Annotated in this window: 25 protein-coding genes; 9 read left to right on the top strand and 16 right to left on the bottom strand. The window is 70.9% G+C overall.

All coding sequences use genetic code 11. From position 1 onward, the window contains the following. Position 1: 1 nt before the first annotated feature. The 5 genes from HUW46_RS40580 to HUW46_RS40560 all read right to left on the bottom strand — a co-directional run bounded on the left by HUW46_RS40580 (position 2) and on the right by HUW46_RS40560 (position 5,956). Positions 2–886, bottom strand: coding sequence for a carbohydrate ABC transporter permease (locus tag HUW46_RS40580; RefSeq protein ID WP_215543960.1), 885 nt, complete (start codon positions 884–886; stop codon positions 2–4). Next, positions 883–1,773: a carbohydrate ABC transporter permease gene (locus HUW46_RS40575; RefSeq protein WP_215543959.1), complete on the bottom strand. Its 891-nt coding sequence runs from the start codon at positions 1,771–1,773 to the stop codon at positions 883–885. The genes HUW46_RS40580 and HUW46_RS40575 overlap by 4 nt, the downstream gene beginning before the upstream one ends. Positions 1,774–1,783: 10 nt before the next feature. After that, positions 1,784–3,097, bottom strand: a complete 1,314-nt coding sequence (locus HUW46_RS40570; RefSeq protein ID WP_215543958.1) for an ABC transporter substrate-binding protein — start codon at positions 3,095–3,097, stop codon at positions 1,784–1,786. Between the two features lie 177 nt (positions 3,098–3,274). Next, the gene (locus HUW46_RS40565) at positions 3,275–4,591 is read right to left on the bottom strand and encodes a helix-turn-helix domain-containing protein (protein ID WP_215543957.1); all 1,317 of its coding nucleotides are present in this window, start codon (positions 4,589–4,591) and stop codon (positions 3,275–3,277) included. A gap of 87 nt (positions 4,592–4,678) precedes the next feature. After that, complete coding sequence (locus HUW46_RS40560; protein ID WP_215543956.1) at positions 4,679–5,956, bottom strand: LuxR C-terminal-related transcriptional regulator; 1,278 nt, start codon at positions 5,954–5,956, stop codon at positions 4,679–4,681. Positions 5,957–6,115: 159 nt separating this feature from the next. Between HUW46_RS40560 and HUW46_RS40555 the strand changes: the two genes are divergently transcribed. Beyond that, a complete protein-coding gene (locus HUW46_RS40555; RefSeq protein WP_215543955.1) occupies positions 6,116–7,018 on the top strand; it encodes an NADP-dependent oxidoreductase in 903 nt (300 codons plus the stop codon). Positions 7,019–7,055: 37 nt separating this feature from the next. Here HUW46_RS40555 and HUW46_RS40550 read toward each other — a convergent pair whose 3' ends face one another. After that, a complete protein-coding gene (locus HUW46_RS40550; RefSeq protein ID WP_215543954.1) occupies positions 7,056–7,427 on the bottom strand; it encodes a hypothetical protein in 372 nt (123 codons plus the stop codon). 70 nt (positions 7,428–7,497) lie between these two features. On the opposite strand from HUW46_RS40550, the gene HUW46_RS40545 reads away from it, so the two are divergent. The 4 genes from HUW46_RS40545 to HUW46_RS40530 all read left to right on the top strand — a co-directional run bounded on the left by HUW46_RS40545 (position 7,498) and on the right by HUW46_RS40530 (position 9,775). Continuing rightward, positions 7,498–8,340 (top strand): cobalamin-binding protein, encoded by an 843-nt coding sequence (locus HUW46_RS40545; RefSeq protein WP_215543953.1) that lies wholly within the window; start codon positions 7,498–7,500, stop codon positions 8,338–8,340. A gap of 62 nt (positions 8,341–8,402) precedes the next feature. Then, on the top strand, positions 8,403–8,723 hold the full coding sequence (locus tag HUW46_RS40540) for a hypothetical protein (RefSeq protein WP_215543952.1): 321 nt from the start codon (positions 8,403–8,405) through the stop codon (positions 8,721–8,723). A gap of 21 nt (positions 8,724–8,744) precedes the next feature. Beyond that, the gene (locus HUW46_RS40535; protein ID WP_215543951.1) at positions 8,745–9,311 is read left to right on the top strand and encodes a dienelactone hydrolase family protein; all 567 of its coding nucleotides are present in this window, start codon (positions 8,745–8,747) and stop codon (positions 9,309–9,311) included. 50 nt (positions 9,312–9,361) lie between these two features. Continuing rightward, the gene (locus HUW46_RS40530; RefSeq protein ID WP_215543950.1) at positions 9,362–9,775 is read left to right on the top strand and encodes a nuclear transport factor 2 family protein; all 414 of its coding nucleotides are present in this window, start codon (positions 9,362–9,364) and stop codon (positions 9,773–9,775) included. Here the strand turns inward: HUW46_RS40530 and HUW46_RS40525 are convergent, their stop codons facing one another. Beyond that, positions 9,776–10,708: a DMT family transporter gene (locus HUW46_RS40525; RefSeq protein WP_254125429.1), complete on the bottom strand. Its 933-nt coding sequence runs from the start codon at positions 10,706–10,708 to the stop codon at positions 9,776–9,778. It abuts the gene before it with no gap. Between HUW46_RS40525 and HUW46_RS40520 the strand changes: the two genes are divergently transcribed. Next, positions 10,707–12,113, top strand: coding sequence for an aminotransferase-like domain-containing protein (locus HUW46_RS40520; RefSeq protein WP_215543949.1), 1,407 nt, complete (start codon positions 10,707–10,709; stop codon positions 12,111–12,113). The two genes, HUW46_RS40525 and HUW46_RS40520, sit on opposite strands and share 2 nt — an antisense overlap. Positions 12,114–12,233: 120 nt before the next feature. Here HUW46_RS40520 and HUW46_RS40515 read toward each other — a convergent pair whose 3' ends face one another. Then, complete coding sequence (locus HUW46_RS40515; RefSeq protein ID WP_215543948.1) at positions 12,234–12,668, bottom strand: SRPBCC family protein; 435 nt, start codon at positions 12,666–12,668, stop codon at positions 12,234–12,236. A gap of 107 nt (positions 12,669–12,775) precedes the next feature. On the opposite strand from HUW46_RS40515, the gene HUW46_RS40510 reads away from it, so the two are divergent. Both HUW46_RS40510 and HUW46_RS40505 read left to right on the top strand, forming a co-directional pair. Further along, complete coding sequence (locus HUW46_RS40510; RefSeq protein ID WP_215543947.1) at positions 12,776–14,095, top strand: NAD(P)/FAD-dependent oxidoreductase; 1,320 nt, start codon at positions 12,776–12,778, stop codon at positions 14,093–14,095. 30 nt (positions 14,096–14,125) lie between these two features. Then, a complete protein-coding gene (locus tag HUW46_RS40505) occupies positions 14,126–15,196 on the top strand; it encodes an Rv2629 family ribosome hibernation factor (protein ID WP_215543946.1) in 1,071 nt (356 codons plus the stop codon). A gap of 119 nt (positions 15,197–15,315) precedes the next feature. Here HUW46_RS40505 and HUW46_RS40500 read toward each other — a convergent pair whose 3' ends face one another. The 4 genes from HUW46_RS40500 to HUW46_RS40485 all read right to left on the bottom strand — a co-directional run bounded on the left by HUW46_RS40500 (position 15,316) and on the right by HUW46_RS40485 (position 18,956). Continuing rightward, positions 15,316–16,143, bottom strand: coding sequence for a PAS domain-containing protein (locus tag HUW46_RS40500; RefSeq protein ID WP_215543945.1), 828 nt, complete (start codon positions 16,141–16,143; stop codon positions 15,316–15,318). Positions 16,144–16,162: 19 nt separating this feature from the next. Beyond that, positions 16,163–16,594 carry an ATP-binding protein gene (locus tag HUW46_RS40495; RefSeq protein ID WP_215543944.1) on the bottom strand — a complete coding sequence of 144 codons (432 nt, stop codon included), beginning with the start codon at positions 16,592–16,594 and terminating at the stop codon, positions 16,163–16,165. A 75-nt stretch (positions 16,595–16,669) separates the two neighbouring features. Further along, positions 16,670–17,329 (bottom strand): response regulator, encoded by a 660-nt coding sequence (locus tag HUW46_RS40490; RefSeq protein WP_256451402.1) that lies wholly within the window; start codon positions 17,327–17,329, stop codon positions 16,670–16,672. Positions 17,330–17,507: 178 nt separating this feature from the next. Further along, positions 17,508–18,956 (bottom strand): DNA polymerase ligase N-terminal domain-containing protein, encoded by a 1,449-nt coding sequence (locus tag HUW46_RS40485; RefSeq protein ID WP_215543943.1) that lies wholly within the window; start codon positions 18,954–18,956, stop codon positions 17,508–17,510. Between the two features lie 111 nt (positions 18,957–19,067). Here HUW46_RS40485 and HUW46_RS40480 point away from each other — a divergent pair, with 111 nt between their 5' ends. Continuing rightward, entirely contained in the window at positions 19,068–19,238 is a 171-nt protein-coding gene (locus HUW46_RS40480) for a hypothetical protein (protein WP_215543942.1), read from the top strand. Here HUW46_RS40480 and HUW46_RS40475 read toward each other — a convergent pair whose 3' ends face one another. The 4 genes from HUW46_RS40475 to idi all read right to left on the bottom strand — a co-directional run bounded on the left by HUW46_RS40475 (position 19,239) and on the right by idi (position 25,026). After that, positions 19,239–20,765 (bottom strand): CYTH and CHAD domain-containing protein, encoded by a 1,527-nt coding sequence (locus tag HUW46_RS40475; protein ID WP_215543941.1) that lies wholly within the window; start codon positions 20,763–20,765, stop codon positions 19,239–19,241. It abuts the gene before it with no gap. A 47-nt stretch (positions 20,766–20,812) separates the two neighbouring features. Next, complete coding sequence (locus HUW46_RS40470) at positions 20,813–23,044, bottom strand: heavy metal translocating P-type ATPase (RefSeq protein ID WP_215543940.1); 2,232 nt, start codon at positions 23,042–23,044, stop codon at positions 20,813–20,815. Positions 23,045–23,079: 35 nt separating this feature from the next. Next, positions 23,080–23,991, bottom strand: a complete 912-nt coding sequence (locus HUW46_RS40465) for a hypothetical protein (protein WP_215543939.1) — start codon at positions 23,989–23,991, stop codon at positions 23,080–23,082. Positions 23,992–24,450: 459 nt separating this feature from the next. Next, positions 24,451–25,026 carry an isopentenyl-diphosphate Delta-isomerase gene (gene idi / locus HUW46_RS40460; RefSeq protein ID WP_215543938.1) on the bottom strand — a complete coding sequence of 192 codons (576 nt, stop codon included), beginning with the start codon at positions 25,024–25,026 and terminating at the stop codon, positions 24,451–24,453. Positions 25,027–25,054: the final 28 nt, after the last annotated feature.

Genomic DNA, 25,054 nt, shown 5'->3' with positions numbered 1-25,054 from the left:
CCTACCCCTTCACCGAGCCCGCGGCCATCCCGCGCACGATCAGCCGCTGGAAGATCAGCACCAGTACCAGCGGCGGCAGCACCGCCACCACCCCGGCGGCCGCCATCAGCGTGAACTGGGTGTTCATGTCGGTGGCGAAGTTCGCGGCCACCACCGGCATCGTCTTCGCCGCCTCCGTCGAGGTCATGAACAACGCGAACATGAACTCGTTCCACGCGGTCATGAACGCGAACACCGCGGCCGCGACCAGCCCCGGCGCGGCGACCGGCAGGAAGACCGACCACATCGACCGGAACCAGCCGCACCGGTCCACCCGCGCCGCGTCCTCGAGTTCGCGCGGTACCGCGCGGAAGAAGTCCTTCAGCACCCAGATCGTCACCGGCAGCGAGAAGGTCAGGTACGACAGGATCAGCGAACCGTAGTTGTCGAGCAGCCCGAGCGACCGCATCATCAGGTAGAACGGGATGAGGATCGCGATGGTCGGCACCATCCTGGTGACCAGGTACAGCATCAGCAAACCCTTGCCGCCGCGGAACTTCAGCCGCGAGAACGAGTAGGCGGCGGGCACCGCGAGCACGAGGTTCAGCAGCGCCGTCGCCGAAGCCACGATGAGGCTGTTGCCCAGCGCGTACGGGGTTTCCTTGATCGCCCTGCCGCCGACGAGCACCTGCGCGCTGTCCGGCCGGAAGAAGCTGAGGTAGTTGTCGAGCGTCGGATGCGACGGGATCCACTCCGGCGGCACGGAAACCGCGTCGACCTCACGCATGAAGCTCATCGCGAAGATCCAGTAGAACGGCAGCACCAGGTACAGCGCGAACGCGGCGGCGACGACGTACACCACGATCCGCTTCCACGGCACGCGGTAGCGCAAGGGGACGGCCGTCATAGTTCGAAGCTCCCCTTCCGGTAGAGCGCGGCGACGTAGCCGACGGAGACCACCAGCGTCAGCAGGGTGATCACCCAGGCGTACGCGCTGCCGAGGCCGAAATCGGTGTAGGTCAGCGCGGTCTTCACGTTGAGCACCGCGATCACCGAGGTCGCGTCGCCCGGCCCGCCGCCGGTCAGCACGTAGATCGTGTCGAACGCGCGGAACGAGTTCATGGTTTCAAGGATCAGCACGATCAGCAGCGGGTGCAGCAGCCACGGCAGGGTGATCTGCCGGAACCGCTGGAACACCCCGGCACGGTCGACCTTCGCCGCGTCGTAGAGATCGGGCGGGATCGTGGACAGCCCCGCCAGCAGCAGGATCACCGCGAACGGCAGCGTGTTCCACACCTGCGCGAACGCGGTCAGGAAGAACGCGCCCGCCGGCGAGGACAGCCAGGCCTGGTAGGCGTCGATCAGGCCGAGGCTGGTGAGCAACCCGTTGAGCGCGCCGGTCTTCGCGTCGAAGATGGTGCGCCACATGAGGCCGTTGACCACGCCTGGCATCGCCCACGGCAGCAGCGCGAGGCTGCGCAGCACGCCGCGGCCGGGGAACGATTCGTTCAGCACCAACGCGAGCGCGGTGGCCAGCAGCACCGTCATGGTGACCACGACGAGCACGAACAGGCCGGTCGTCCGCAACGAGCTGAGGAACGCGGGATCGTTCCACAGCGCGAAGTAGTTGTCGAGTCCGATGAACTTGGTCGCCTTGGGGCGCTTGAGGTTCTGCCGGTGCAGGCTCACCCAGAACGAGTAGCCGATCGGGTAGGCGACGAGCGCGAACAGCACGATCATCGCGGGCCCGTTCATCAGGTACGCGCGCCGGGTTTCGGTCAGCCTGAGCATCATGTCCGCCCCCTCACGCGTACCGCTGGGCGAGCGAGCGGGCCTGCCGGTCGAGATCGGTGACGGCGTCGGCAGGGCTCGTCCCGCCGACGAGCACCTGCTGCGCCACGCGCTGCAGGCCCGCCTCGAACTCCTGGTACCACGGCACCGAAACGATCCGCCGCGCGCGGGAGACCTCGGCCAGCCTGCCGTAGACGACCGGGTCCGCGAAGGTCCGGATGGTCCGAACCACCTCGGGATCCTTGGCCAGCGCGGAAAAGGGGTAGCCGAGGCCGCGTTGCAGGAACCAGAACTTCGCGGTGTACGGCACCCCGTGCTCGTCGAAACCGCCGAGGTACTTCAGCAGCCGCACGGACTTTTCGACGTCGACGGCGTGCTGCCCGAGGCAGTACATCCTGGTGTTGCTGACGGTGCCCTCGGTCTTTCCGTCGAGCGTCGGCAGCGGCGCGAGCTTGACCGCGCCCGCGACCTTCGACTTCGATGGGTTGTTGTAGCTGCGCAACGCGTACCGCGGCGCGATCACGAAGGCGTACCGCCCCGCCATCACCGCGTTGTCCATCGGGACCGGGAGCGTCTGGACCGCAGCCGGGTCGAGCACGCGGGTGTCGAGCGCGGCGTGCCGGAGCCATTCGAACACCGCGGTGGTAGCCGAACCGGAAGCACTCATCACGGGCTGGAACCGGTCGTCGAAGAGATCGGCCTCGTTGGCGTAGACCAGGCCCCACAGCCATTGCGCGGCCGTGTCCGCGAGCTGCGCGGGAAGGCCGATCGGGAATTCGAGCACCCCGGCCCGCTTCACCCGCAGCGCCTGCTGCTCCAGCTCGTCGAGCGTCTTCGGCGGCGTGGAGATACCGGCCTTTTCCAGCAGTGCCGCGTTGTACACCAGCGCCTGCGAATCGGTGTAGTACGGCAGCCCGTAGCGCTTTCCCTGGTAGGTCATCGAAGCCGCGTTGGAGGGGTAGACCGCGTCGTAGATCGCGTCCACGCCGTCGATCCCGTCGAGCGGGCGCAGGTATTCGGCTTCGACCGAGCCGGCGAGCGAATCGTCGTACATGTAGAGCACGTCCGGTCCGCCGCCGCCGAGGAACTCCGCGGTGAGCTTCTGGATGAACTGGGCGCTGGTGATCGGCGTGTAGTCCACCGCGACGTCCGGGTTGAGCCTGGTGAACCGGTCCACGTTCTGCTGCACGAGCTGCGCTTCGTAGTCCCAGCCCTCGAGGGTGACGACGTCGCCGCGCGCCTTCGCGCCGCACGCCGACAGCAGCGGCGACGCGGCCGCGAAGGCGGTGCCGATGGTCGCGGCGCGGAGGAACTGGCGGCGGTCCACGGACACCTCCCAGCGAAAACGACCGAGGTTCGGAATTGGTTCGTTTCTCGTTCGGGAGAGCATGCCCCAGCGCGGGCGCCCCGGTCAATGCTGTCCGGCGGACAATTCCGGGCTTGCGGACTTATGTATCCAGGTTCGTTGACAGCGCGCGACAACCCACTCCGCAGCGTCCGTCCTCTATGGACTCCCTGGCGCGGAGAAGCGGCGCAGCGCCTGATCGATTCCGAGCTGGTAGAGCCGGGTCGGCCGCCCTTTGTGGTGGGTCTGCGCCGATCCCTGAACAGCCACCAGCCCGCGTTCACCCAGCTTGCGGATCAGCCGCCGCCCGCTCGGGTCCGTGATGCCGAGCGCGTTCGCCAGGTCCCTCGGCGAGATCGCGGCACCGGCCAGCCCGCGTTCGATCCCGGCGAGGCGCGACAACGTCGCCGGGCTCAGCCCGACCTGCTTGGCCAGTTCTTCGATATGGGTGTCGTGATCGCGGTAGGTGAACTCGACGGGCCGCCCCTCGTGCCCCATCGGGCCGATGATCACGCCGCTGTCTTCGATCAGGTAACCCGACGGCTGCCGCTCGGCCTCGGCCCTCGCCGCGGCGCGCTCCGCGAGCGCGATGCAGGTCCGCGCGGAGCCGCCGATACCGAACCCCGCCGCGACCCGCAGGCCGAGCGCGCGCTCCGCCTGGCCGAGCGCGGGCACGGTCACCCAGTTGTGGGTGACCCGTTCGAACAACGCCTTGTGCGCGAACACCACCAGCCCTCGGCGGCCCCGGTTCTCCACCCAGGCGTCGGCCAGTTCCGGCGTGTTCACCAGCAGGTTCATCAGCCCGATCCGGGCGCGGTCCATGTCCGTCGACTGTGGACGGTCGGCGACCAGGAAGACTCCGGCGGCGAACCGGAACTCGTTGGCGCGCTGGGATTGCACCCGCAGCGCGAGCGCGTGCAGGTCCGAGCGGACGGTAGAGGGCACCGGCAGGCTGTCGATCACCGCGACCGCCCCGCGAAGCCGTTGGGAAACCTCCATGCGCGCGGTGATCACCAATCCGTCGCGCCCCGCGGCGCGCAGGTGCTTCTCGGCGATGTCGGCGGTGCGCTCCCCCGGCTGGTACGGCTGGGTCCGCACCTGCGCGCGGGTGAGGCCGAGCGCGCCGGTCACCTCGTTGACCACGTCGGTGTCGAACGTGTCGACGCTGACCGTGTCCACCGCCAGCCCCTCGCGCTGCGCCCTGGACAAGGCCAGCGCCAGGTCGAGCGGCCCCGGCCGGACCAGCGTGACCGGCAAGGTGTCCGGGATGAGGTCGTGGCACTCGTCGAACGGGACCGGGCCCATCAGCAGCCCGTCCACCTGCTTGCCCGCGAGCAGCACGCGAACGAGGTCGTGGATCTCGTGCTCATGGCGGTAGACGACCCATTCCGGGCGCGCACCGCGCAGTGTCCGCGCCGCCTCCTCGAACACCGCCCGCCGCCCGGCGTGGACGACGACCCCGATCACGACGGTCATGCGCGCCCCACATAAGAACCCCGGTTCGGAACTGGCTCGTTGCCGAGCATGCCCCAGTGCCGGTACCGGGTCAATGCACTCGCGCGGTCAGGCGGTGCGCACGGGCACGAGCGGAATGTCCCTGGCGAGCGCGGCGGCTTCCCCGCGCGAGGCCACTTCGAGCTTTTCCAGGAGGTTCCGGACGTGGAACTTCACCGTGTGCTCGCTCAGGTTCAGCTCCTCGGCGATCTGCCGGTTGCGCAGGCCGCGCGAGATCCCGGCCAGCACCTCGGTCTCGCGGTGGTTGAGCCGGTCGAGCGGGCGGATCTCCGGCTGCTGCTCGGCGACCCCGAGCGGCAGCACCGCCGTCACGGTGCGGCCCCAGCCGGGCACGGCGTCCACCTCGAACCGTCCGCCGAGCGGGGCGATCCGCTCGGCCAGCCCCGGCACGACGACGGTTTCACCGGCCTTCCGGCAGTCGTCGCGGACGACGACCCGCAGCGCGTCGCCGTCGAAGTGCCACGACGCCCTGACCCGCGTCGCGTCCGCTTCGAGCGCGTTGAGCACCAAGCCGCGGGTGACGGTGCGCGCGGTGTGCGCGATGTCCTGCGCGAGCTGCCGGTCCTCGTCCGGCCCGACCAGGTCCACCGCCACGTCGAGATGCCGGACGAGCGGACCGAGCTGGGCGGTCAGCACGGCGAACGCCGCGACAGCGTCCTCAATGGACAGTTCACGGTCCCGGTCGGCCACCGCGCGCAGGTCCAGCAACGCCGACGCGGCCAGCTCGGTGGCGGTTTCGCGGGCCGCACGATCGGCCAGTTTTCCCGACCGCAGCACGGAAAGCACCGCGTTGAGGGTGGTCGCGTGCGTCTGGCTCAGATCGGTGATCGCGTGCGCCCGCGCGGTCGCCGCGGCGAGGTTGCCGTTCAGCAGGTCCGGCGGCGGATCGGTCGCGCGCTGCGCGGCGTCGACGCTCAGCACCGACCACAGCCTGCCCACCACCGCCAGCTCCTCGGGCTGGGGCTCGGCGTCGTCCGGGAGTACCAGCGCCAGCAGCGAGCCCTTGCCGATCGCGGGCGTGGCGGCGACCGTGAGCAGCGACCGCGACCGTCCGCCCAGCACACCGCGGGCGAGGACGGGCGTCCCGTCGGCCGCGGTGGCGAGGCGCTGCAGCTCGGCGCTCGTGATCGCGTCGGTGATGGCGCGATCCCCCGCGACCTTGACCGGGAAGCGCGCGCAGTCACCGGTCTGCATGGCCGCCGCGTGGTGCGGGACCAGCCCGGCCACCTCACGGGAGAACCGGCCGAGGATGTCCGGCCGGGTAGCCGAAAGCACGCGCGCCACGACGTCCAGCACCTGCACCGGGTCCGACCACGACTGATCCATGCCACCCACTGTAGGCGCGGTCCGCGCGATGGCGCCCTATCCTTCCGGCTAGCGAACACTACTCGTTCGAGCGGTACGGACGGCGCCCTTCGCCGCGTTGACTGGGGTCAGTCGCCCGGCACACCGCCCGGCAAGCAGGACCCACAGGAGCGAACCACCATGCAAGCCATCCAGTTCACCGAATTCGGCGGTCCAGACGTGCTGAAGCTCGCGGACCTGCCCGTCCCGGAGCCCGGCAAGGGCCAGGTCCGCATCGCGGTGCGCGCGGCGGGCGTCAACCCGCTCGACACGAAGCTGCGCAGTGGCGCCATGGCCGCCATGATGGGCCTCGAACCCCCGCACGTGCCCGGTTTCGACGTGGCCGGTGTCGTCGACGCCGTCGGCGAAGGTGCCTCGTTCGCTGTCGGCGACGAGGTTTTCGGCTGGTCCAACACCGGTTCCTACGCCGAGTACGCGCTCGCCACCATCGTGGCCCGCAAACCCGCCGAACTGTCCTGGGAGGTCGCGGCCGGGATACCGACCGTCGGCGAGACGGCGGTGCGCGCCTTGGAGGTGATCGGTGTCAAGGCCGGTGACGTCGTGCTGATCCACGGCGCGAGCGGCGGCGTCGGGCGGATCGCCGTGCAGGTGGCGCTCGCCGCGGGCGCCACCGTGGTCGGCACCGGTGGACCGTCGAAGCTGGACGACATCCGCTCGCTCGGCGCCCGCGCCGTGACCTACGGCGAAGGGCTCGTGGACCGGGTGCGCGAAATCGCCCCCGAAGGAATCGACGCCGTTTTCGACACCACCGGCTACGGCGTCCTGAAGGACTCGATCGCACTGCGAGGAGGCACCGATCGGATCGTCACGATCGCGGACGGCGGGGCCGCCGATCTCGGTATCCCGTTCACCGGCAGTGGCAACCAGACCGGCGAGCTGCTCGACCGGCTCGCCGCGCAGCTGACCGACGGCAGCCTCGTACTCGCCGTCGGTACCAGCTACCCGTTGGCCGAAGCCGCCAAAGCCCACCAGGAAAGCGAATCCGGGCACCCGACCGGGAAGATCACCATCACCGTCAAGTGACCCGAGTGGGCCGGAAGCCCCCCGGTTTCCGGCCCACTCAAGACTTCGCGGCCCCGTTCACCACCTCGCTCAGCGCGGAGAAGACGAACGGGGCGGCGAGCACGCATCCGGCGGAAACGCTCCACGCGACGCGTTTGGCCGAGAGGCGCGGGAACAACGCACTCACACCGGCGCCGAGCGCGGTCACGATCGGCCACCCGATGAGGCCGTACCGGAGCGGTCCGAAGAACAGCAGGACGAGCACCACGCTGGTGTCCTCGAGACGCTTCGCTCCCGACATCACGATGAACGCGACAGCCATGATCGCCAGCGTGATCAGCGGCCACGCCACCAGCGCGTGCTTGGCGCCCGTCCAGGCCGCGGCGCGGCGGCTCGGCGGGGTGAGCGGCGGCATGGCTGGGTAGGTCATGGCGCCGAGTCTGTCGTCCAGCGCTGGCGGCGCACAACCGTGCGACTACTCAGCTCCTACACTCGCGGAAATGCGCATCGTGTCGCTGCTGCCCGCGGCCACCGACATCGTGGCGGAGCTGGGTCTGCTGTCGTCGCTGGTGGGGCGCACCCACGAATGCGACTGGCCGCCCGGTGTCGAGCGCGTGCCCGCGGTGACCGCCAGCGGGATCGACGACGCGCGGATGACCAGCAGGGAGATCTCGGCCGCCGTCGGTGGCGCACCGCACCGCGGCTCGTCGCTCTACCAGCTCGACACGGACCGGCTCGCCGCGCTCGCCCCCGATGTCGTGCTGACGCAGGACCTGTGCGACGTGTGCGCGGTTTCCTACCGCAGCGTGACCGACGCCGTCCGCGTCCTCGACACGGACACCAAGGTGCTCAGCCTGGAACCGACGAGGCTCGACGGGGTGCTGGACTGCCTGCGCCAGGTCGGGGACCAGCTCGGCGTGCGGGACACCGCCGAGGAACGGGTGGCCTCGTTGAAGGCGCGGCTGGCCGCGGTCCGTGACTCGGTCTCGGGCAGTGCGCGACCGAAGGTGGTCGCGCTCGAATGGCTGGACCCGTTGTGGCCCGCGGGGCACTGGGTGCCGGAGCAGATCGCGCTCGCGGGCGGCGAACCGCTGCTCGCCGCGCCGGGCGAGCACACCGAGCCGGTCACCTGGGACGCGGTGCGGCGCGCCGATCCCGACGTGGTGCTGCTGATGCCGTGCGGGTTCTCCCCCGCCCGCACCGAGCGCGAACGGCACCTCGTCACCGGGTTGCCCGGCTTCGGGTCGAGGAAGATCGTCGTCCTCGACGGACCGTCCTACTTCAACCGGCCAGGCCCCCGCGTGGTGCGCGGCGCGGAGATCCTCGCGGAAGTCCTGCACTGACCAGGGGGAGGTTTCGGACCCGGCCCGACCGGATACTCCCTGGTGGGGAAGGGAGCCGCACAGTGTCCACTACAGAGATGTCCACATCGGAGTCGTCACCGCCCGCCGAGTTCAGCGTCCTCTACATCGGACAGTCGCCCGATCTCACCTGCCTCGAGCACTGGGCGAGCAGCCACGGCATCACCGCCGCCGCACCACCGGGTGACGAGGACGCCGAGCTGCTCTGCGCGGTGGCCGACGCGGACGTGCTCGACGGCCACGGGACCGGTAACCAGCAATCGATGCTCCAACGCGCGCGGGCTCTGCGGATCCCTTGCCTGACCATCGACCAGGCCTGGTCGCTCGCCGCCTCGGCGATCGGACGGCGGCGCACCGCGGCCTGACCCGCGTGGCAAACTTGCCGGGTGACCCACATCGTCCTGTTCCACTCCGCGCTCGGCCTCCGGAAAGGCGTCCGCTGGTTCGCCGATCAGCTGACCGCACACGGCCACACCGTCGAAACACCCGACTACTACGACGGCGAGGTCTTCGACGACTTCGACGCCGGAGTGTCCAAACGCGACTCGATCGGGTACGACGAGTCGCTGCGCCGCGCCGACGCGGTCGCGGTGGACCGGCCCGCGGTGGTCTACGCCGGGTTCTCGCTCGGCTGCCGCCTCGCCCAGTGGTCCGCGCAGACCAGGGACAACGCGATCGGCTGCGTCCTGTTGCACGACGCGCAGCCGATCGGCCGGTTCGGTCCGTGGCCGGATCGGCTCCCCGTGGAAATCCACGCGATGCGCGACGATCCCTGGTTCGAGCGGGAAAGCGCACTGTCCATCATGGACTCGGCGCACGACGCGAGCCTGAACCTCTACCGCGGCGACGCCCATCTGTTCGCCGACCCAGACCTCCCTTCCCACGATCCGGCGGCGACCGCGCTGGCGCTCGACCGCATCCGCGTCTTCCTTGACCGCCTTCCCCCTGCCTGAGGAACATTCGTCCAAGACACGGCCGCGTGCGCACGAAGAGACTGGGGCTCATGAGCCTCACGATCATCGACGACGCCTTCCAGGCGTTCGCCAGCGCCGACCCCGACCGGATCTCCGCGGTCCTCACCGAGGACGCCGAATGGCTGTCCCCGCCGGGGAACGCCATCGCCGTCGCCCTCGAAACCACCCACCACATGATCGGCAGGAAGGCGATCGTGCGCTTCTTCGCCGAGGAACTCCCCCGCCTGTTCGCACACGGCCTCTCCGTCGTCCCGCAGGGGGCGCACACCGACGGCGAACGGGTCACCGTCGAAGCGGCCGTGTCGGCGACGCTCGCCAACGGCAACCACTACGCCAACGACTACTGCTTCGTCTTCGAACTGCGGGACGGCCTTGTCCACCGTGCCCGCGAATACGTGGACACCGCACGCGGTCACCGCATGGTCTTCGGCGACGCCCGGTAGTCAGCGGGCGTCCCGGCCGAGCCTGGCTCGGACGGCGACGGTGGCGCAGGCGACCACCGCGACACCACCGAGGACGGTCGGCCAGGTCAGCCGCTCGCGCAGGAACAGCGCGGCCCAGCAGATGCTCAGCACCGGCTGGACGAGCTGCACCTGGCTGACCTGCGCGATCGGACCGATGGCGAGCCCGCGGTACCAGGCGAAGAAGCCGAGGAACGTGCTCACCACGGCCAGGTAGGCCAACGCGGCCCATTCGACCGGGGTGCCACTCGGGGGCCCCTGGGCCAGCGAAACCGCGGTGAGGGCGATCGTCACGGGCGAAGCGAGGACGATCGCCCACGACACGGTCTGCCACGCACCGAGTTCGCGAGCCAGCAACCCGCCCTCGGCGTACCCGATGGCGGCCGCCGCGACGGCGCCGAACAGCAGCAGATCGGCCCAGTTCAGCCCGCTGAACCCGCCACCCTGCAAGGCGGCGAACACGAGAGCCGCGATCGCGCCGACGGCCGCCATGAGCCAGAACGCCTTCGGGGGCCGCTCGTGCCCGCGGAGCACGGCCGTCACGGCGGTCGCGGCGGGCAGCACGGCGATCACGACCGCGCCGTGGCTCGCCGGGGCCGTGGTGAGGGCGAACGAGGTCAGCACCGGGAAACCCACGATCACGCCACCGGCGACGATCGCGACGCGGGCCCACTGGACACCGACGGGGAGGCGCTGCTTCGTGACCGCGAGCGCCACCGCGGCGAGCAGCGCCGCGACGACGGCACGCGCGGAGCCGATGAACAACGGCGACATGCCACCGCTTTCGACGGCCACGCGGGTGAACGGGACGGTGAAGGAGAACGCCGAGACCCCGAGCAGGCCCCAGCCGAGACCGGCACGCGAAGGCGATAGCACTGGTGGCGCGTCGAGAGTAGCGCTACTGTTGTTCTTCATGGTCGACGATAGCAGTTCGGTCCGCATCGTCACGGCGCTGCGGCGCTGGATCACCACGGCTCCGTCGGGGGCGAAACTGCCGTCGACGCGTTCACTGGTCGCCGAACACGGGGCGAGCCCGGTCACCGTGCAAAAGGCGCTCCGCACCCTCGCGCTCCAAGGCGTCGTGGAAAGCAGGCCGGGTGTGGGGACGTTCGTCCGGGCGGTCCGCGCGGCTCGTGCGAACGACTACGGCTGGCAGACCGCGGCGCTCGGCTCGCCCAACAAACGGATCCCGCAACTGCCAGCGGCCCTGCAGTCCGTCCCGAACGACGTGGTCGCGCTCCACTCCGGCTATCCCGCGCGCGAACTGCTGCCGGAGCGCCTCGTCCGCGCGGCCTTCACCCGCACCGCGCGGACCGACGCCCTGATCACGCGGCCCCCGACGGCGGGGCTGCCCGAACTGCAGTCCTGGTTCGCTGCCGAGCTGGAATCGGCGACCCCGGCCGGGATCACCCCGGCCCCGCCCAGCGACGTCGTGCTCATCCCGGGAAGCCAGGGCGGGCTGATCACCGCGTTCCGCGCCCTCGTCGGGGCGGGACGGCCGTTGCTGATGGAATCGCCGACCTACTGGGGCGCGATACTGGCCGCCGCGCAGGTCGGCGTCGAGGTCGTCCCGGTCCACAGTGGACCCGCCGGGCCCGATCCCGACGCGCTGTCACGCGCGTTCGACCAGTCGGGGGCGCGCGCCTTCTACGCACAGCCGACTTTCGCCAGCCCGACCGGCGCGCTGTGGTCGCCGGGGCTGACCGAGCAGGTGCTGGAGATCGTCCGGCACCACGGCGCGTTCCTGATCGAGGACGACTCGGCGCACGACTTCGGCATCACCGCGGAGCCGCACCCGGTCGCCGCCCGCGACGACAGCGGGCACGTCGTCTACGTGCGCTCGCTGAGCAAGAGCGTCTCCCCCGCGGTCCGCGTCGCGGGACTGATCGCGCGCGGCCCCGCGCGCAACCGGATCCTCGCCGACACGCAGGCGGGATCGATGTACGTCAGCGGTGTCCTGCAGGCGGTCGCGCTCGACGTCGTCACGCAGCCCGCATGGCGGACGTATCTGCGCAAGCTCCGCCTGGAACTGAGGACCCGGCGCGACCTCCTGGTGCGGAGCCTTCGCGAACACGCGCCCGACGCGCGACTGGAAACCGTGCCGCAAGGTGGTCTGAACCTGTGGGCGCGGCTGCCCGACACGACCGATCTCGACCGGGTCGTCCGGGAATGCGCGGCCGCGGGCGTGGTCATCGGCTCCGGCGACGAATGGTTTCCCGCCGAACCAACCGGAAAGTTCGTGCGGCTCAACTACGCGGGCCCCCATTCCGGTTCCTTCCCCGACGTGGCGCGCGTGCTCGGTCGAAGCCTCGCCGGCTGACGTCCGTTTCGCCGACCGTCCACACGGGTACTTCACCGGTACGCGACCCGCAGCCGATGCGAGCCCACGCTCACCAGGCCCCGGGTGATCCCGGCTGCGGTGCGCGGTGACCAGCGCGGCTCAGCCGACACCGCCGGCGCCGGTATCCCCGCGCGCACCGTCCACATCGGTCTCCGCGACTGCGGTGTGCGTCAGCGCCGCTACCGTTTCCTCCAGTGCGCGCTGGATTTCCCCGCCTTCGGCGCGTTCGGTGTGCAACACGACCGTGATCTCGCAGCTGCCTGGCGAGGATTCGGCTACTTCGAGCTCGCCGTGGTAGTCGTCGTCGTCCGCTCCCCATTCGAGGCGGCGGCGCGCTTCGTCGGCGCGGAGCCATGCCTCGCCCTCGACGTGCTTTCCTCCCACGTCGGCCTCGACGTGGGCCTCTCCCCCGCCGGTCGGTTCCGCTTCCGTCATCTGCGGAAAGAAGCGCGGCAGGTTGCGCGGGTCGCGAAGATAGGCGAAGACGTCGTCGGCGGGGAGGTCCGCGGTGGCCGTGTGGCGGTAAGTACCCATGGCGGCGGAGTATCCCGGCCACCCGCGGGTGAAACCGCACCGTTTCCCGGACGCTTCCATCGGGTAAGCCACCGCCATCGCCCCTTTGTCCGCCCGGAGGTCGACCAATGCAGCGCAAGCGAGTCGTGATCGTCGGCGGCGGGTTCGCCGGGTACCAGGCCGCGAAGACCCTCACCGACCGCCTTCCCCGCGACGAGGCGGAGATCGTCCTCGTCAACCCGACCGACTACTTCCTGTACCTGCCCCTGCTGCCCGAGGTCGCGGCCGGGATCCTCGATCCGCGCCGGGTTTCGGTGTCGCTGCCGGGCACCCTGCCGAAGATCCGGCTGGCGCTGGGCGAGGTGACCGCGGTCGATCTCACCCGCGGGCACGTCACCTACACCGATCCCGAGGACACCGAGCACCGGTTGGACTACGACCGGCTCGTGCTCGCCACCGGCAGCGTCAACAAGCTGCTGCCGATTCCCGGCGTCGCCGAGCACGCGCACGGGTTCCGCGGCATCCCGGAGGCGCTCTACCTCCGCGACCACATCACGCGGCAGATCGAGCTCGCCGCCGCCTCGACCGATTCCGCCGAACGGGACGCGCGGTGCACCTTCGTCGTGGTCGGCGCGGGCTACACCGGAACCGAGGTCGCCGCGCAGGGACCGGACTTCACCGAGGCGCTCGCCGCACGCCATCCGGAGCTGCGGGGCCAGCGGATCCGCTGGCTGCTGCTCGACGTCGCGGACCGCGTGCTCCCGGAACTGGACGACCGGCTTTCCCGCACCGCGGACGAGGTTCTGCGCGAACGGGACGTCGAGGTGCTGATGAAGACCTCCGTCGCCGAGGCCGATGCCAACGGCGTTCGCCTCACCTCCGGGGAGACGGTGCCGACGCGTTCGCTGGTGTGGTGCGTCGGCGTCCGGCCCGATCCGCTCGTCGACTCCATCGGGCTCGAGACCGCGAAGGGCAGGCTCGTCGTCGATGCGCGGCTCGGCGTGCCCGGTCAGCCCGACGTGTTCGCGTGCGGCGACGCGGCCGCGGTGCCCGACCTGACCAGGCCGGGCGAGCTGACCGCGATGACCGCGCAACACGCGACGCGGCAAGGAAAGCTCGCCGGGCACAACGTCGCCGCCTCGCTCGGGCACGGCAGGCCGCGCGGCTACAAGCACCACGACCTCGGGTTCGTCGTCGACCTCGGTGCGGGCAGGGCCGCGGCGAACCCGTTGCGCGTGCCGCTGGCCGGACGGGCCGCGAAGGCCGTCACCCGCGGGTACCACCTGGCGGCGATGCCGGGGAACCGGATCCGCACGGCGGCCGATTGGGCACTGGAAACCGTCACCTCGCGGCAGACCGTCCAACTCGGACTGGTCAGGTCCGGCGCTGTTCCGCTCGACACGGACTCCCCCGAGGTCCCGCGGCTGCGGGCGACCAAGAGCAGCTGAACCCTCGCTACCGCAAGGAGGAGCGCACCCATGGAGACCACCGCACTGCGTGAACTGACCACTGTGGACGGATCGTTCGCGTCGGTCTGCGTCGACGACTCGCACGACACCGCCGACGCGGAGAAGCAACGCGAGCTCCGCTGGCAGGCGACGCGGGCCGAGCTCGCGGACCTCGGTGCGCCCGAGCGCACCTTGGCCGCGCTCGACACCGCCGCGACCGACCGCGAGCCACCGGTCGGCGAAGGCGGGATGTTCCTGGTGGCGGCGGGCGATCGGGTACTCGTCGACGAGGAACTTCCGGCGCCGCCACCGCGCGCGATCGCCAGGGTGTCACGCGCCCCGTTCCTGCTGCCACTGGCGAGCCTGGGCACGCGGGGACCGCGCCGCCTGGTCGTCACGGTAGACAGCGTCGGGGCCACGATCACCGCCCGCGACGCCCGCGGGCGCGAGCTGGACACCGGCGAGGTGCGCGGACAGGACCACCCGGTGCACAAGGTGCGGGGCGCGGGGCCGGGGCACCGCACCGTGCAGGCGCGTACCGAGGAGACGGTTCGCCACAACCTGAAGGACGTCGCGGACGAGGTGGTGAAGGCCGCCGGACGGCTCGGCGCCGGGATCGTCGTGCTCTCCGGCGAGGTCCAGGCTCGCCGCGGGCTGCTGGACCTGCTGCCGGAGCACATCCGCGAGCGCACCGAAGAAGTCAGCGCGGACGCCACCGCGGAGGACATCTCCGAGGCGGCAGCGCGTCATCAGCTCGCGAGGCTGGACCAAACCGCCGAGAAGTTCCGCACCGAGTCCGGACGGACCCATGGCCTTGCGGTGCAAGGAATCGAAGCCGTCACCACCGTCCTGCGCGAGGGGAACGCGGAGACCCTGCTGGTGACCGAACCCGGTGACACGACCGTCGCTTGTGGACCGGAGCCGGGTACCGTCGCCGCGACCGCCGACGAGCTGAAAGCGTACGGAGTGGACGATCCAGTGTGGACGCTCGCCGACGAGGCACTCCCGTTCGCGGGAGTCGCCACCGGCGCCGCACTGGTGCGCTCGGACGAACGGCTGGACCTGGCCGACGGGTTCGGCGCGATCCTGCGGCACGCCTGACCGCATCTCCTGACCACCACTCGACAATGCTCGGTCTTGCTTTGCCCTGAAGGTGGCTTTCGGGGCGGTAGATGCCCGGAAAGCCACCTTCAGGGCCGTTGAGCGGGGAGCGCAGAAGCTCAGCCGAGGGTGCCGGGGACCCAGAACCGGGATCCGTCGTCGGCCCGCCAGCCACCGAGCGCCTCGATCCGGCCCCCGTCGTCGACCGCGCCACCGCCGAGGTCGACCAGCACGCCGCCGTCGGCGGAGCGGACGCGGATCGTGCCACCGCTGCCGCGCGGCGAATCCTGCAGCGTGCGGTAAACGAGCGTCGCCGCTTCCGCGGCCGGTTCCTCGTCGAGGTCGACGACGAACGGCCGCCCGGTGCGTTCCGCCCAATCGGCCAGTGCCGCGGCCAGGCCGTGGTTCAGTTCGGGAGGGCGAAGCCACCGCAGGAGATCACGCAGCCGGGTGACGGCCGCGTCCACCGCGACGTGCAGGCCGTCGACGATCGCTTGGTCACGGCCGGCGAGCCTGCCTTCGAGCAGTTGCAGGCGCATCCCCGCCGCGACCATCGCCTGGAGTGAGTCGTCGTGCACCTCGGCGGCCAGCCGTGCGCGATCCCGCTCGCCGGCGCCGACGAGCGCGGCCGCACCACTGCGGCGGACGTTCCGCAACACCACGCCGAACCCGCGCAGTGCGAGCCCGTCGCGGACGGCGGCGACCAGCACACCGGCGTGCACCGAGCTGCCGTCACCGCGCAGGAGCAGGCACTCGCCTTCGGCCGCGCCTGCCGCGGCCGCCGAATCGAGCAGCCCGTCGCCGGTGTCCAGGAAGCTCACGGACTTGCCGAGCAGATCGGCCTTCCGGTAGCCGGTCACCCGCTCGGCATCGGCGTTGCACGAGGTCACCATGCCGTCGGCGTCCAGTGAAAGTGCCGCGTGGCCGCGCGCTCGCCGCTCGGACACGCCGGCGGGGAGGGGAAGGTCAGCCCGCCACTGCCCTGGCACCCTCGTCCGCCCTCGCCAGATCGAGCTCGCACCACACCCGCTTGCCCGCACCATCGGGTTCGGCCCCCCAGCGCACCGCGAGGGATTCCACGAGTCTCAGGCCCCAGCCGCCGTCACCGCCGCCCGCTCGTTTCGACGGCAGGACCGCGCTCTCGTCCACCACCTCGACCCGCAACCGGGAACCGGTGAGCCGCAAGGTGAGTTCCGGGGTGCTCTCGGTGTGCAGCAAGGCGTTTGCCACGAGTTCGTACACCACGAGCTGTGCGTCGTCGGCGGAATCGCCGTGCTGCCCCCACGTGGCCAGCGTCGTGCCGGTGAACCGGCGTGCGTCACTCGCACCGGTGACAGTGGCGGGTACGTCGAAGGTGGCGACACCGGATGAGGACACGCGGGACGAGGACGTAGTCATGACCCGTCCCATCGTTCCCGTAACGCGATCTCCGTTCGAGACGCAGCGACCCCGACTTCGACTAGTGCAGGTGCATCAGTCGACGAGTCCCTCGCGGCGGGCGATCGCCACCGCTTCGAGCTGCGAATGCGCCCCGAGCTTCGTGAGGATCCGCTGCACGTGGTTGCGCGCGGTGTTCCGCGCGACCGTCATCCTGGCGCTGATGTCGGCGATGGTCGCGCCGTCGGCGAGCAGGCGCAGCGTTTCCCGCTCCCGGCCGGTCAGTTCGGCGCCGACCGCGCCGGATCGCCCGGCGAGCCTGCTGAGCACCTGGCCGAGCAGATCGGGGCTGAACGCCATGTCCCCCGCGGACACCTGGCGGACGGCGACCGCGAGATCCGCCAGCCGCGCCGCCTTCATCAGCAGCCCGGCACCACCGGCCTCGACCACCCTGGTGGCCACGGCGGGCGTCGCGTCCCCGGTCAGGATCAGGACCCGCACCCCCGGCGCCGCCGCGTGCAGTTCGGGAATGGCGTCGATCCCGTCGCCGTCGGGAAGCCTGCGGTCGAGCACGACCACGTCGGGGCGCATCCGCCCGACCGCGTCCAGCGCGTCGGCGACCGACGACGCGCGCGCGACGATTTCGATGTCGCCCACGTCCGCGAGCGCCAAGGCGATCGCTTCGGCGACCATGTCGTGGTCCTCGACCAGAACCACCTTGATCAACGGGTTTTCCGCGGCTGACCGCTCCGACACCTGCAGGTCCTCACCCCCATCAGCCCGTCGCCGTTCCCGGCCCGACGGTAGCAGTGCCCGCACCGCCGCGTGCCGCGACCGCGCCGACCGGTGGAGAACAATGGTCTATACCCCGGCCTCGGCATGCCCAAACATCCGACTTGTCCGCGGGCCGTCGACCATCCACAGTGGACTCTTCTCAGTCACGGAACCCCACGTCCTCACCGGCGAGGTCGTCGCGGAGCCCGCGCCAGCTCGGCGCCCGCAGGCAGTGCGCGTCCGTCCAGCCCCGGAAGACGACCTCACCGACCAGGTCGGGACGCACCCAGCGCGCGTCGCGTGCCTTGTCCTCGGGAATCTCCTCGAACGGCGAACTCGGCACCGCCAACCCCGGCAGTGTCTCCGCCAGTTCGGCCAGGTCCTCCCTGGTGAACCCCGAGCCGACGTTGCCGATGTAGCGCAGCCCGTCCGCGGTGGGCACGCCGAGCAGCAGCGAACCCACCGTCTCCGCGCGGCTGCCGCCCCCGGGGCGCCAGCCGCCGACGACCACCTCCTGCACGCGCACCCCGCGCACCGCGGCCCAGTCCTGGCTGGGCCGTCCTGGCCGGTACGGGCTGTCCAGCCGTTTCGCGATCACGCCGTCGAGACCGTGCACACGGCTCGCTTCCAGCACCGCCGCGCCTTCGCCTTCGTAGCATTCCGGCACCCGCCAGTGGTCGCCGTTCAGCCCCAGGCCAGCCAGCAGCTCGCGGCGACGGCGGTACGGGAGCGCAAGGCACGAATGCCCGGCGAGGTGCAGGAGGTCGAACGCGAGGAAGACCGCGGGCCACTGCCGCACCATCCGCCGCAGATCGGCCGCCGTGGTCACGTTCGCCCGGCGGCGCAGCGCCACGGCGCTCGGCTTGCCCTCCGCGAGCACCACGATCACACCGTCGAACAGCGCCTCCACCGAACCGAGTTTCGCGCCGATGCCCCGCAGTTCGGGATAGGTGGCGGTGCGATCGCGTCCGTCGGAGTCCCGCACCCCGATCCGGCCGCCCTGGACCCGAACCTGCGCGCGCAGCCCGTCCCACGCGAATTCGTAGGACCACTCGCCGTCCTCGGAAACTCCCGGCATCCGGGTTCGCCCCGGTGTCATCGGCGGCACGAACAGCGGCAACGACTGCCAGCCTTCTTCCGCGTCGTCGAGCCTGCGCACGCGCCAGTGCCGGTCGTCGTCTTCCGCGGTGTGCCGGAATTCGTACTTCCCGCGCAAGCGGTTCCCGCACAGGACGATCTCGATCCGCTCGCCGTCCCAGTGCACGGTCTCGTACCGGCCGCGGTCCCAGATCTCGGTCCGCCCCGCCCCGTACTGCCCTGCCGGGATCACGCCGGAGAAATCCGCGTATTCGAGCGGGTAGTCCTCGACCCGCACCGCGAGCCTGGCGACATCGGGTTCGATCGGCATTCCCTTCGGCACCGCCCACGAGACGAGCACGCCGTCCCGTTCGAGCCGCACGTCCCAGTGCAGCTGGCTGGCGTGGTGCTCCTGGACGACAAAGGTGGTGCCGCTCCTGTCGCGGCCGCACCGGGGTTCGACTTCGTCCGGTACCGGTTCGGGGGTCACGGAGGCGTCGCGCCTCCGCCGGTACTCGGTCAGATCGGGCACATTGGCTCCGTTCGGTGGGGGTCGGCCGCCCAGAGACGACTGCAGGTTAGTCCCGGGGGCCCATCGCGTCACCCCCGTTTCGCCGAACGGCCACTGTGGTAATCCCCGGCCATGACGGAACCGACCACGGATCTGCCCGAAGCGGACGCACTCGACCAACGCACCGAGGTGTCCGACGTGGACGCCGAGAACACCCCCACCACGGCGCCACCGCTGGAAGCCGACCCGGCGGACGTCGCCGAGCAACAAGCGGTGGTCGACCTCACCGACGAAGAAGACTGATCAGGCCAACCAGTTCGGGCGCTTACCCCTTCGCACATCGTGCCACTGGCGCCGGAAAACTCCGTCCAGCGCGGCAGCGGCGACGGCCCCCTTCTCGTGCAGAACCCCGAAGGTGAAGGTGCTGTGCCCTTCGCGGTGGGCCGCCCTGCCGAGATCGACCACGACGGTCCGCGCGACCACGAGATCGTGGTGGTCGCCGAGCGTGCTCTGCACCTTCTTCACCGAACGCCGCCACGCCTCGAGCTTGGCACCGAACACCGGGCGCACCGCGTCCGCGGCATAACGGGCCTGCTTCGCCTTCTTTCTCAGCTCGTGCAACGCGGCATCGCGTTCCGGCCCGTCGGACGAGCCCGCGACCACCCGCGCGGCCGCGCGCAGCCGCCGGTCCGCCCGCCGCAGCGCGTACCGCAGTTCCCCGTTCGCCGTCCGCTTGGCCCGCTTGGTGAACGGCGGATCGGTCAGCAACCGGTCGAGGCCCCGCAACAGGTCTTCGTAGCGGTCGCTGGACAACGTCTTCAGCGCGGCGCGCCTGGCCTGGTCCGCTTCGGCGGCGAAATGCGCCGACAGGAACGGGCGCACCGGGCCGATCACCAGCTCGTCCGGCAACTTCGCGACGGCCGCGCCGAAGTACTCGCGGGACACCTCGATGTCCCGCGCCGGGCCCAGCCCGCCCGCGAGCCATTTCAGTTCCGCGGCCAGCTCCCGCGTCGCGTCCCGGTCGAGCACGCGCTTGAACGAGTTGAGCGCGCCGCGGATGCGGCGCGAGGCGACCCGCATCTGGTGCACCGCGTCCTCGGCATCCCGCCGCACGCCGATGTCGTTGCGCCGCAACACGTCCACCTGCTCGCGCAGATAGGCCAGCACGACGTCGCCCGCCCGCTTCGTGCGCCGTTTGGGTGTCTTCGGCAGCCGATCGTCGAGCAGGCGCGCGAGCTTCGACGAAGATCTCGAGCGGTGCACGCCGTCTTTCGCGAGCGCCGCCGTGATCGACTCCAACAGCTCGTCTCCGGCGGTTTCGCCGAGTTCGACCTCCCATTCCCGCCACCGGTCGAGATGCGCGGCCCCGCCGACCGCCTCACCGGTGACCTTGTCGTCGGTCAGCGCCGCGACCGCCGTGCCCGTACCGTCGAGCAAAGCGCACTCCGCCCGCTCGGTTTTGAGGTGCGCGACCGGGATGAGCTTGCGGCCCATCGTGTGCGCGACCACGAGCCGCCGGAGTTCCCGCGGCGGCTTCTGCTTCGCGGACAACGGCATCCGGATCTCGTCGCGGCGGTCCTCCCCCACCGGGAGCTTCAGGTGCCAGCCCTCGTCCGCACCACCGCGCCTGCGGCGCAGCGTCACCCCGGCTGCCGCGAGGCGATGGTCCTCGGTGTCGAAGTAGGTGGCGTCGAGGGTCGTTTCGACCGGCTCCGCCGTGCTCGCGATCGGGCCGACCCCGGTCAGGTCGGGACGGGGCCGCCGCAGGTCGACCTCGAACTTCCGCTCTCGTTCGAGCACGGTCTCCGTGGGGACTTCATTCGGCGCCATGGCACCATTTTCCCATCACCTGCCCGGAGTTCGCAGCGCTCGCGCGATCACCCGGCCAGCGGGGCGAACCGGCGAAGGCGCAGGCTGTTCGTCACCACGAAGACCGAGCTGAACGCCATCACCGCGCCCGCGATCATCGGGTTCAGCAGACCGGCCGCCGCCAGCGGGATGCACGCCAGGTTGTAGGCGAAGGCCCAGAACAGGTTGCCCTTGATCGTGCCGAAGGTCCGCCGGGACAGCCGGATCGCGTCCGCGGCGACCCGCAGGTCACCCCGCACCAGGGTCAGGTCGCTCGCTTCGATCGCGACGTCGGTGCCGGTGCCCATCGCCAGCCCCAGATCCGCCTTCGCCAGCGCGGCGGCGTCGTTGATGCCGTCACCGACCATCGCCACCACGCGCCCTTCGGCTTGCAGGCGCGCCACCACGTCGACCTTTTCCGAGGGCAGCACCCCGGCGATCACCTCGTCGATGCCGACCTCGCGCGCGACGGAGTTCGCGACGGCTTCGCTGTCCCCGGTGAGCAGGATCGGGGTCAGGCCGAGCGCGCGCAGCCGGGTGATCGCCTCGGCGCTCGTCGGCTTGACGCGGTCGGCGACCACGAGCAGTCCCCTCGCCGCGCCGTCCCAGCCGACCGCCACCGCCGTCCTGCCGTCGCGTTCGGCCGCTTCCCTTGCCGCGTCGAGCTTTTCGGGCAACGGCAGCGACCAGTCGGCGAGCAGCGCGGGCCTGCCGACGACGACCGCGTACCCGTCGACCACTCCGTGCACGCCGAGTCCTTCGTCGTTGGCGAACTCCGTGACCCCGGGTAGCTCGCCCCGCGCGCGTGCGCCGTTCGCGATGGCCTTCGCGATGGGGTGCTCGGAAGCGTCTTCGAGCGCGCCCGCGAGCCGGACCAGTTCGTCCTCGTCGACACCGTCCGCGGGCACGATGTCCACAAGGGACATCTGGCCGGTGGTCACGGTGCCGGTCTTGTCCAGCACCGCGGTGTCCACGCGCCGGGTCGACTCGAGCACCTCCGGCCCCTTGATCAGGATCCCGAGTTGCGCGCCGCGCCCGGTGCCGACCATCAGCGCGGTCGGGGTGGCGAGGCCGAGCGCGCACGGGCAGGCGATGATCAGCACCGCGACCGCCGCGGTGAACGCGGCAGCGGTGGAATCGCCCGCGCCGAGCCAGAAACCGAGGGTTCCGGCGGCGAGCAGGAGCACCACCGGCACGAACACGCCGGAGATCCGGTCGGCGAGGCGCTGGATCTCCGCCTTGCCGGTCTGCGCCTGTTCGACCAGCTTCGCCATCTGCGCGAGCTGGGTGTCCGAGCCGACCCTGCTCGCCCGCACCACGAGCCTGCCGCCGACGTTCAAGGTGGCGCCGACGACGTCGTCACCCGGCCCGATCTCGACCGGGACGGACTCGCCGGTGAGCATGCTCGCGTCGACCGCGGACGAGCCGTCCTCGACCACGCCGTCGGTGGCGATCTTCTCCCCTGGCCGCACCACGAACCGGTCGCCGACCGCGAGCTCGGCGACCGGGACCCGCACCTCGGAACCGTTGCGCAGCAACGAAACCTCGGAGGCACCGAGATCGAGCAGCGCGCGCAGCGCGGCACCGGCGCGTCGCTTCGACCGCGCCTCGAAGTAGCGTCCGGCGAGGATGAACGTGGTGACGCCCGCCGCCACCTCGAGGTAGATGTTGCCGTCGCCAGCGGCGCGTTCGATCGTGAACCGGAACGGGTGGACCATGCCCGGTTCGCCCGCGGTGCCGAAGAACAACGCGTACACCGACCACGCGAACGCGGCGAGGGTGCCCATCGAGACGAGGGTGTCCATGGTCGCCGTGCCGTGGCGAAGGTTCGCCCACGCCGCACGGTGGAACGGCAGCGCGCCCCAGACGATCACCGGCGCCGCCAGTGTCAGCGAAGCCCACTGCCAGTTCGTGAACTGCAGCGCCGGGATCATCGCGAGCAGAACCACGGGCAACGACAGCGCCGCGCTCACGAGCAGGCGGTCCCGCGCGGGCCGCGACTCGTCCACCTCCTCCTCAGTGTCCTTTTCGGACGCCGCGGGAAGTGTTGCGGTGTAACCGGCTTTGGCGACGGTGTCCACCAGCTCCTCCGGCGACACCGAGTCCGGATAGGACACTTTCGCCTTTTCGGTGGCGTAGTTGACCGTCGCCGCGACGCCGTCGATCCGGTTGAGCTTCTTCTCGATCCGCGCGGCGCAGGACGCGCAGGTCATGCCGCCGATGACCAGCTCGACACTCGACTGCTCATCCACCGCGGTCATCGGTTCTCCTCGCTGTGCCATGTCTTTTCCGCCGTTCAGTGCCCGTGTCCGTGGCCGTCGCCCGATGCGGGCGCCGGGGCCGGGAGCGGGCCCGTGTCGCCGACGGTCACCGTGAACTCCGCCGTGCGGACCACCCCGCCGTGCTGGAAGTCCAGGTACAGGCGGTAGCGCCCGGCCGAAGGGAAAGCGGCCGAGAAGGTGATGTCCGGCCCCGCTGTCGCGGATTCCTCGGGGTGGACGTGCAGGTAGCCGAGATCGCCCTCGCGCAGCGCGACCAGGTGACCGTACGCGCCGAGGTACCGCTGCAGATCGGTGACCGGCGCGCCGCCCCGGCTCACCGACAGGACGAGCTTCGCTTCACCGACCACCGGGCGGCCGCCGAGGCGCACCGCGTAGTCGGAATCCTCGACGTGCGCGGTGTCCGACGGCGGCGGCAACGGGACCGCGCTGGCCTCGCCGGACACCGACACGTCGGCGCCGAGGGTGAGGTTCTGCTTGAGCGCGCTCGGCACGAAGTCCGCGAAGAGCCGGTACTGACCGGCGTCGGCGAAAGCCGCCTGCACGCGCCACACGCCGTCCGCGCCGAGCGCGGGATGCAGGTGCTGGTAGCCCGACAGATCGCGGCGCGCCACGATCAGGTGCATCCGGCGGTCGTGGTTCGGGTCGAACGCGGTCACCGTGCCGCCGTCCGGGCCGGTGATCCGGAATTCGAGCTGCTTCGGCTGGCCTTCGGCGAAAGCGGTGGTCTGCACGGCGAAGGTGTAGCCCTGTTCCGACGCGCGCAAACCGCCCGGCTCGTGTGCGGCGTGCTGCATCGCGCCACCCTGCATGGCGTTCTGATCGGTGCCGACCGGGCCCACCGCGGCGCCGATCCCGTACGCGCCACCGAACACGACGACCGCGGCCACCGCGAATCCCCCGAGCTTCGCCGCCGTGCTGACACCCATGGGCCCTCCCTCGACTCCGCCACTGTGCCTCATACTATACCCCCGCAGGGTATCAGTGAGGCAATGCGTCGTCACCAGGCACGATGCAAGAATGGTTGCACGGATGGCCGCCATGAGGACGCTGAGCACGGTCAGCGAAGTTCACCGCGCACGAGCGACCCGGTCAGCGATAACCCGCGATTTCGGGTGCGGCTCGCGGTGATCGGCGGCGGCGGTTCTCGGTTGGTCCCCGAAGGCCACCTTCGGGGCGCTCAACGCCACAAATCCACCCCTCGCACGCCCGACCATCCGCTTGCCGGTGCGGCAGCCCGCTGCGGGCGCGCGCAGGTGGCGGAAGTGCGGCGCGAGGGCCGAGTTCGCGGCGTCTACCGCCCCGAAGGCCACCTTCGGGGACAGACGCCAGGGCGGCAGCCCGGCCCGACCTCTATCGGAGCATCCTTCGGGGCGAGCAGCGAAAGATCAGTTCCGGGCGGCGGGTGGGAGTGCGTCGGGGCGGGCGACGGGCCACGCGGTCGGCCGGTCGCCGAGCGCCGCCAGTTCGGGTACCTGCTCGGCGCACCACGGCGAAACCGCCCGGCTGCCGTCGAGCACCGAGCGCGCGAACGCCACCCAGTCGACCCAGTCCACTTCCTCGACCTCGCTCGGCTCCGGGCTCGGCGCGTCCTCGGTGAACGCGAGGTACACCGGGCACAGCTCGTTTTCGACGACGCCGTTGGGCATCACCGCGCGGTAGCGGAACCTCGGCAGCACCAGTTCGAGCCGGTGCACGGACAGACCCAGCTCGTCCTTCAGCCGACGCAGCACCCCTGCCTCCATCGGCTCGCCGGGGCCGGGGTGCCCGCAGCAGCTGTTCGTCCACACGCCCGGCCACGTCGGCTTGCTCAGCGCCCGCCTGGTGAGCAGGAGCCTGCCGACGGAATCGAAGACGTAGCACGAAAAAGCCAGGTGCAACGGGGTGCGCTCGTCGTGAACGGTGGCCTTGGGGGCCGTGCCGATCGCCTGTCCGGACTCGTCGAGCAGAACGACGCGTTCCATGGGCCCCCGTTTCGTTCGCCGGCGCGCC

This window comes from Amycolatopsis sp. CA-230715 (assembly GCF_018736145.1).
Taxonomy (GTDB): Bacteria; Actinomycetota; Actinomycetes; order Mycobacteriales; family Pseudonocardiaceae; genus Amycolatopsis.
The sequence above is the reverse complement of the archived record's forward strand: the minus strand, read 5'-3'. Positions and strand labels throughout refer to the sequence as shown.

Bases quoted from the DNA above. Each gene is read 5' to 3' on its own strand.
- HUW46_RS40580 (WP_215543960.1), bottom strand. From the start codon at position 886: ATGACGGCCGTCCCCTTGCGCTACCGCGTGCCGTGGAAGCGGATCGTG.
- HUW46_RS40575 (WP_215543959.1), bottom strand. From the start codon at position 1,773: ATGATGCTCAGGCTGACCGAAACCCGGCGCGCGTACCTGATGAACGGG.
- HUW46_RS40565 (WP_215543957.1), bottom strand. From the start codon at position 4,591: ATGACCGTCGTGATCGGGGTCGTCGTCCACGCCGGGCGGCGGGCGGTG.
- HUW46_RS40560 (WP_215543956.1), bottom strand. From the start codon at position 5,956: ATGGATCAGTCGTGGTCGGACCCGGTGCAGGTGCTGGACGTCGTGGCG.
- HUW46_RS40555 (WP_215543955.1), top strand. From the start codon at position 6,116: ATGCAAGCCATCCAGTTCACCGAATTCGGCGGTCCAGACGTGCTGAAG.
- HUW46_RS40550 (WP_215543954.1), bottom strand. From the start codon at position 7,427: ATGACCTACCCAGCCATGCCGCCGCTCACCCCGCCGAGCCGCCGCGCC.
- HUW46_RS40545 (WP_215543953.1), top strand. From the start codon at position 7,498: ATGCGCATCGTGTCGCTGCTGCCCGCGGCCACCGACATCGTGGCGGAG.
- HUW46_RS40530 (WP_215543950.1), top strand. From the start codon at position 9,362: ATGAGCCTCACGATCATCGACGACGCCTTCCAGGCGTTCGCCAGCGCC.
- HUW46_RS40520 (WP_215543949.1), top strand. From the start codon at position 10,707: ATGGTCGACGATAGCAGTTCGGTCCGCATCGTCACGGCGCTGCGGCGC.
- HUW46_RS40525 (WP_254125429.1), bottom strand. From the start codon at position 10,708: ATGAAGAACAACAGTAGCGCTACTCTCGACGCGCCACCAGTGCTATCG.
- HUW46_RS40515 (WP_215543948.1), bottom strand. From the start codon at position 12,668: ATGGGTACTTACCGCCACACGGCCACCGCGGACCTCCCCGCCGACGAC.
- HUW46_RS40510 (WP_215543947.1), top strand. From the start codon at position 12,776: ATGCAGCGCAAGCGAGTCGTGATCGTCGGCGGCGGGTTCGCCGGGTAC.
- HUW46_RS40505 (WP_215543946.1), top strand. From the start codon at position 14,126: ATGGAGACCACCGCACTGCGTGAACTGACCACTGTGGACGGATCGTTC.
- HUW46_RS40495 (WP_215543944.1), bottom strand. From the start codon at position 16,594: ATGACTACGTCCTCGTCCCGCGTGTCCTCATCCGGTGTCGCCACCTTC.
- HUW46_RS40480 (WP_215543942.1), top strand. From the start codon at position 19,068: ATGACGGAACCGACCACGGATCTGCCCGAAGCGGACGCACTCGACCAA.
- HUW46_RS40475 (WP_215543941.1), bottom strand. From the start codon at position 20,765: ATGGCGCCGAATGAAGTCCCCACGGAGACCGTGCTCGAACGAGAGCGG.
- HUW46_RS40470 (WP_215543940.1), bottom strand. From the start codon at position 23,044: ATGACCGCGGTGGATGAGCAGTCGAGTGTCGAGCTGGTCATCGGCGGC.
- HUW46_RS40465 (WP_215543939.1), bottom strand. From the start codon at position 23,991: ATGGGTGTCAGCACGGCGGCGAAGCTCGGGGGATTCGCGGTGGCCGCG.
- idi (WP_215543938.1), bottom strand. From the start codon at position 25,026: ATGGAACGCGTCGTTCTGCTCGACGAGTCCGGACAGGCGATCGGCACG.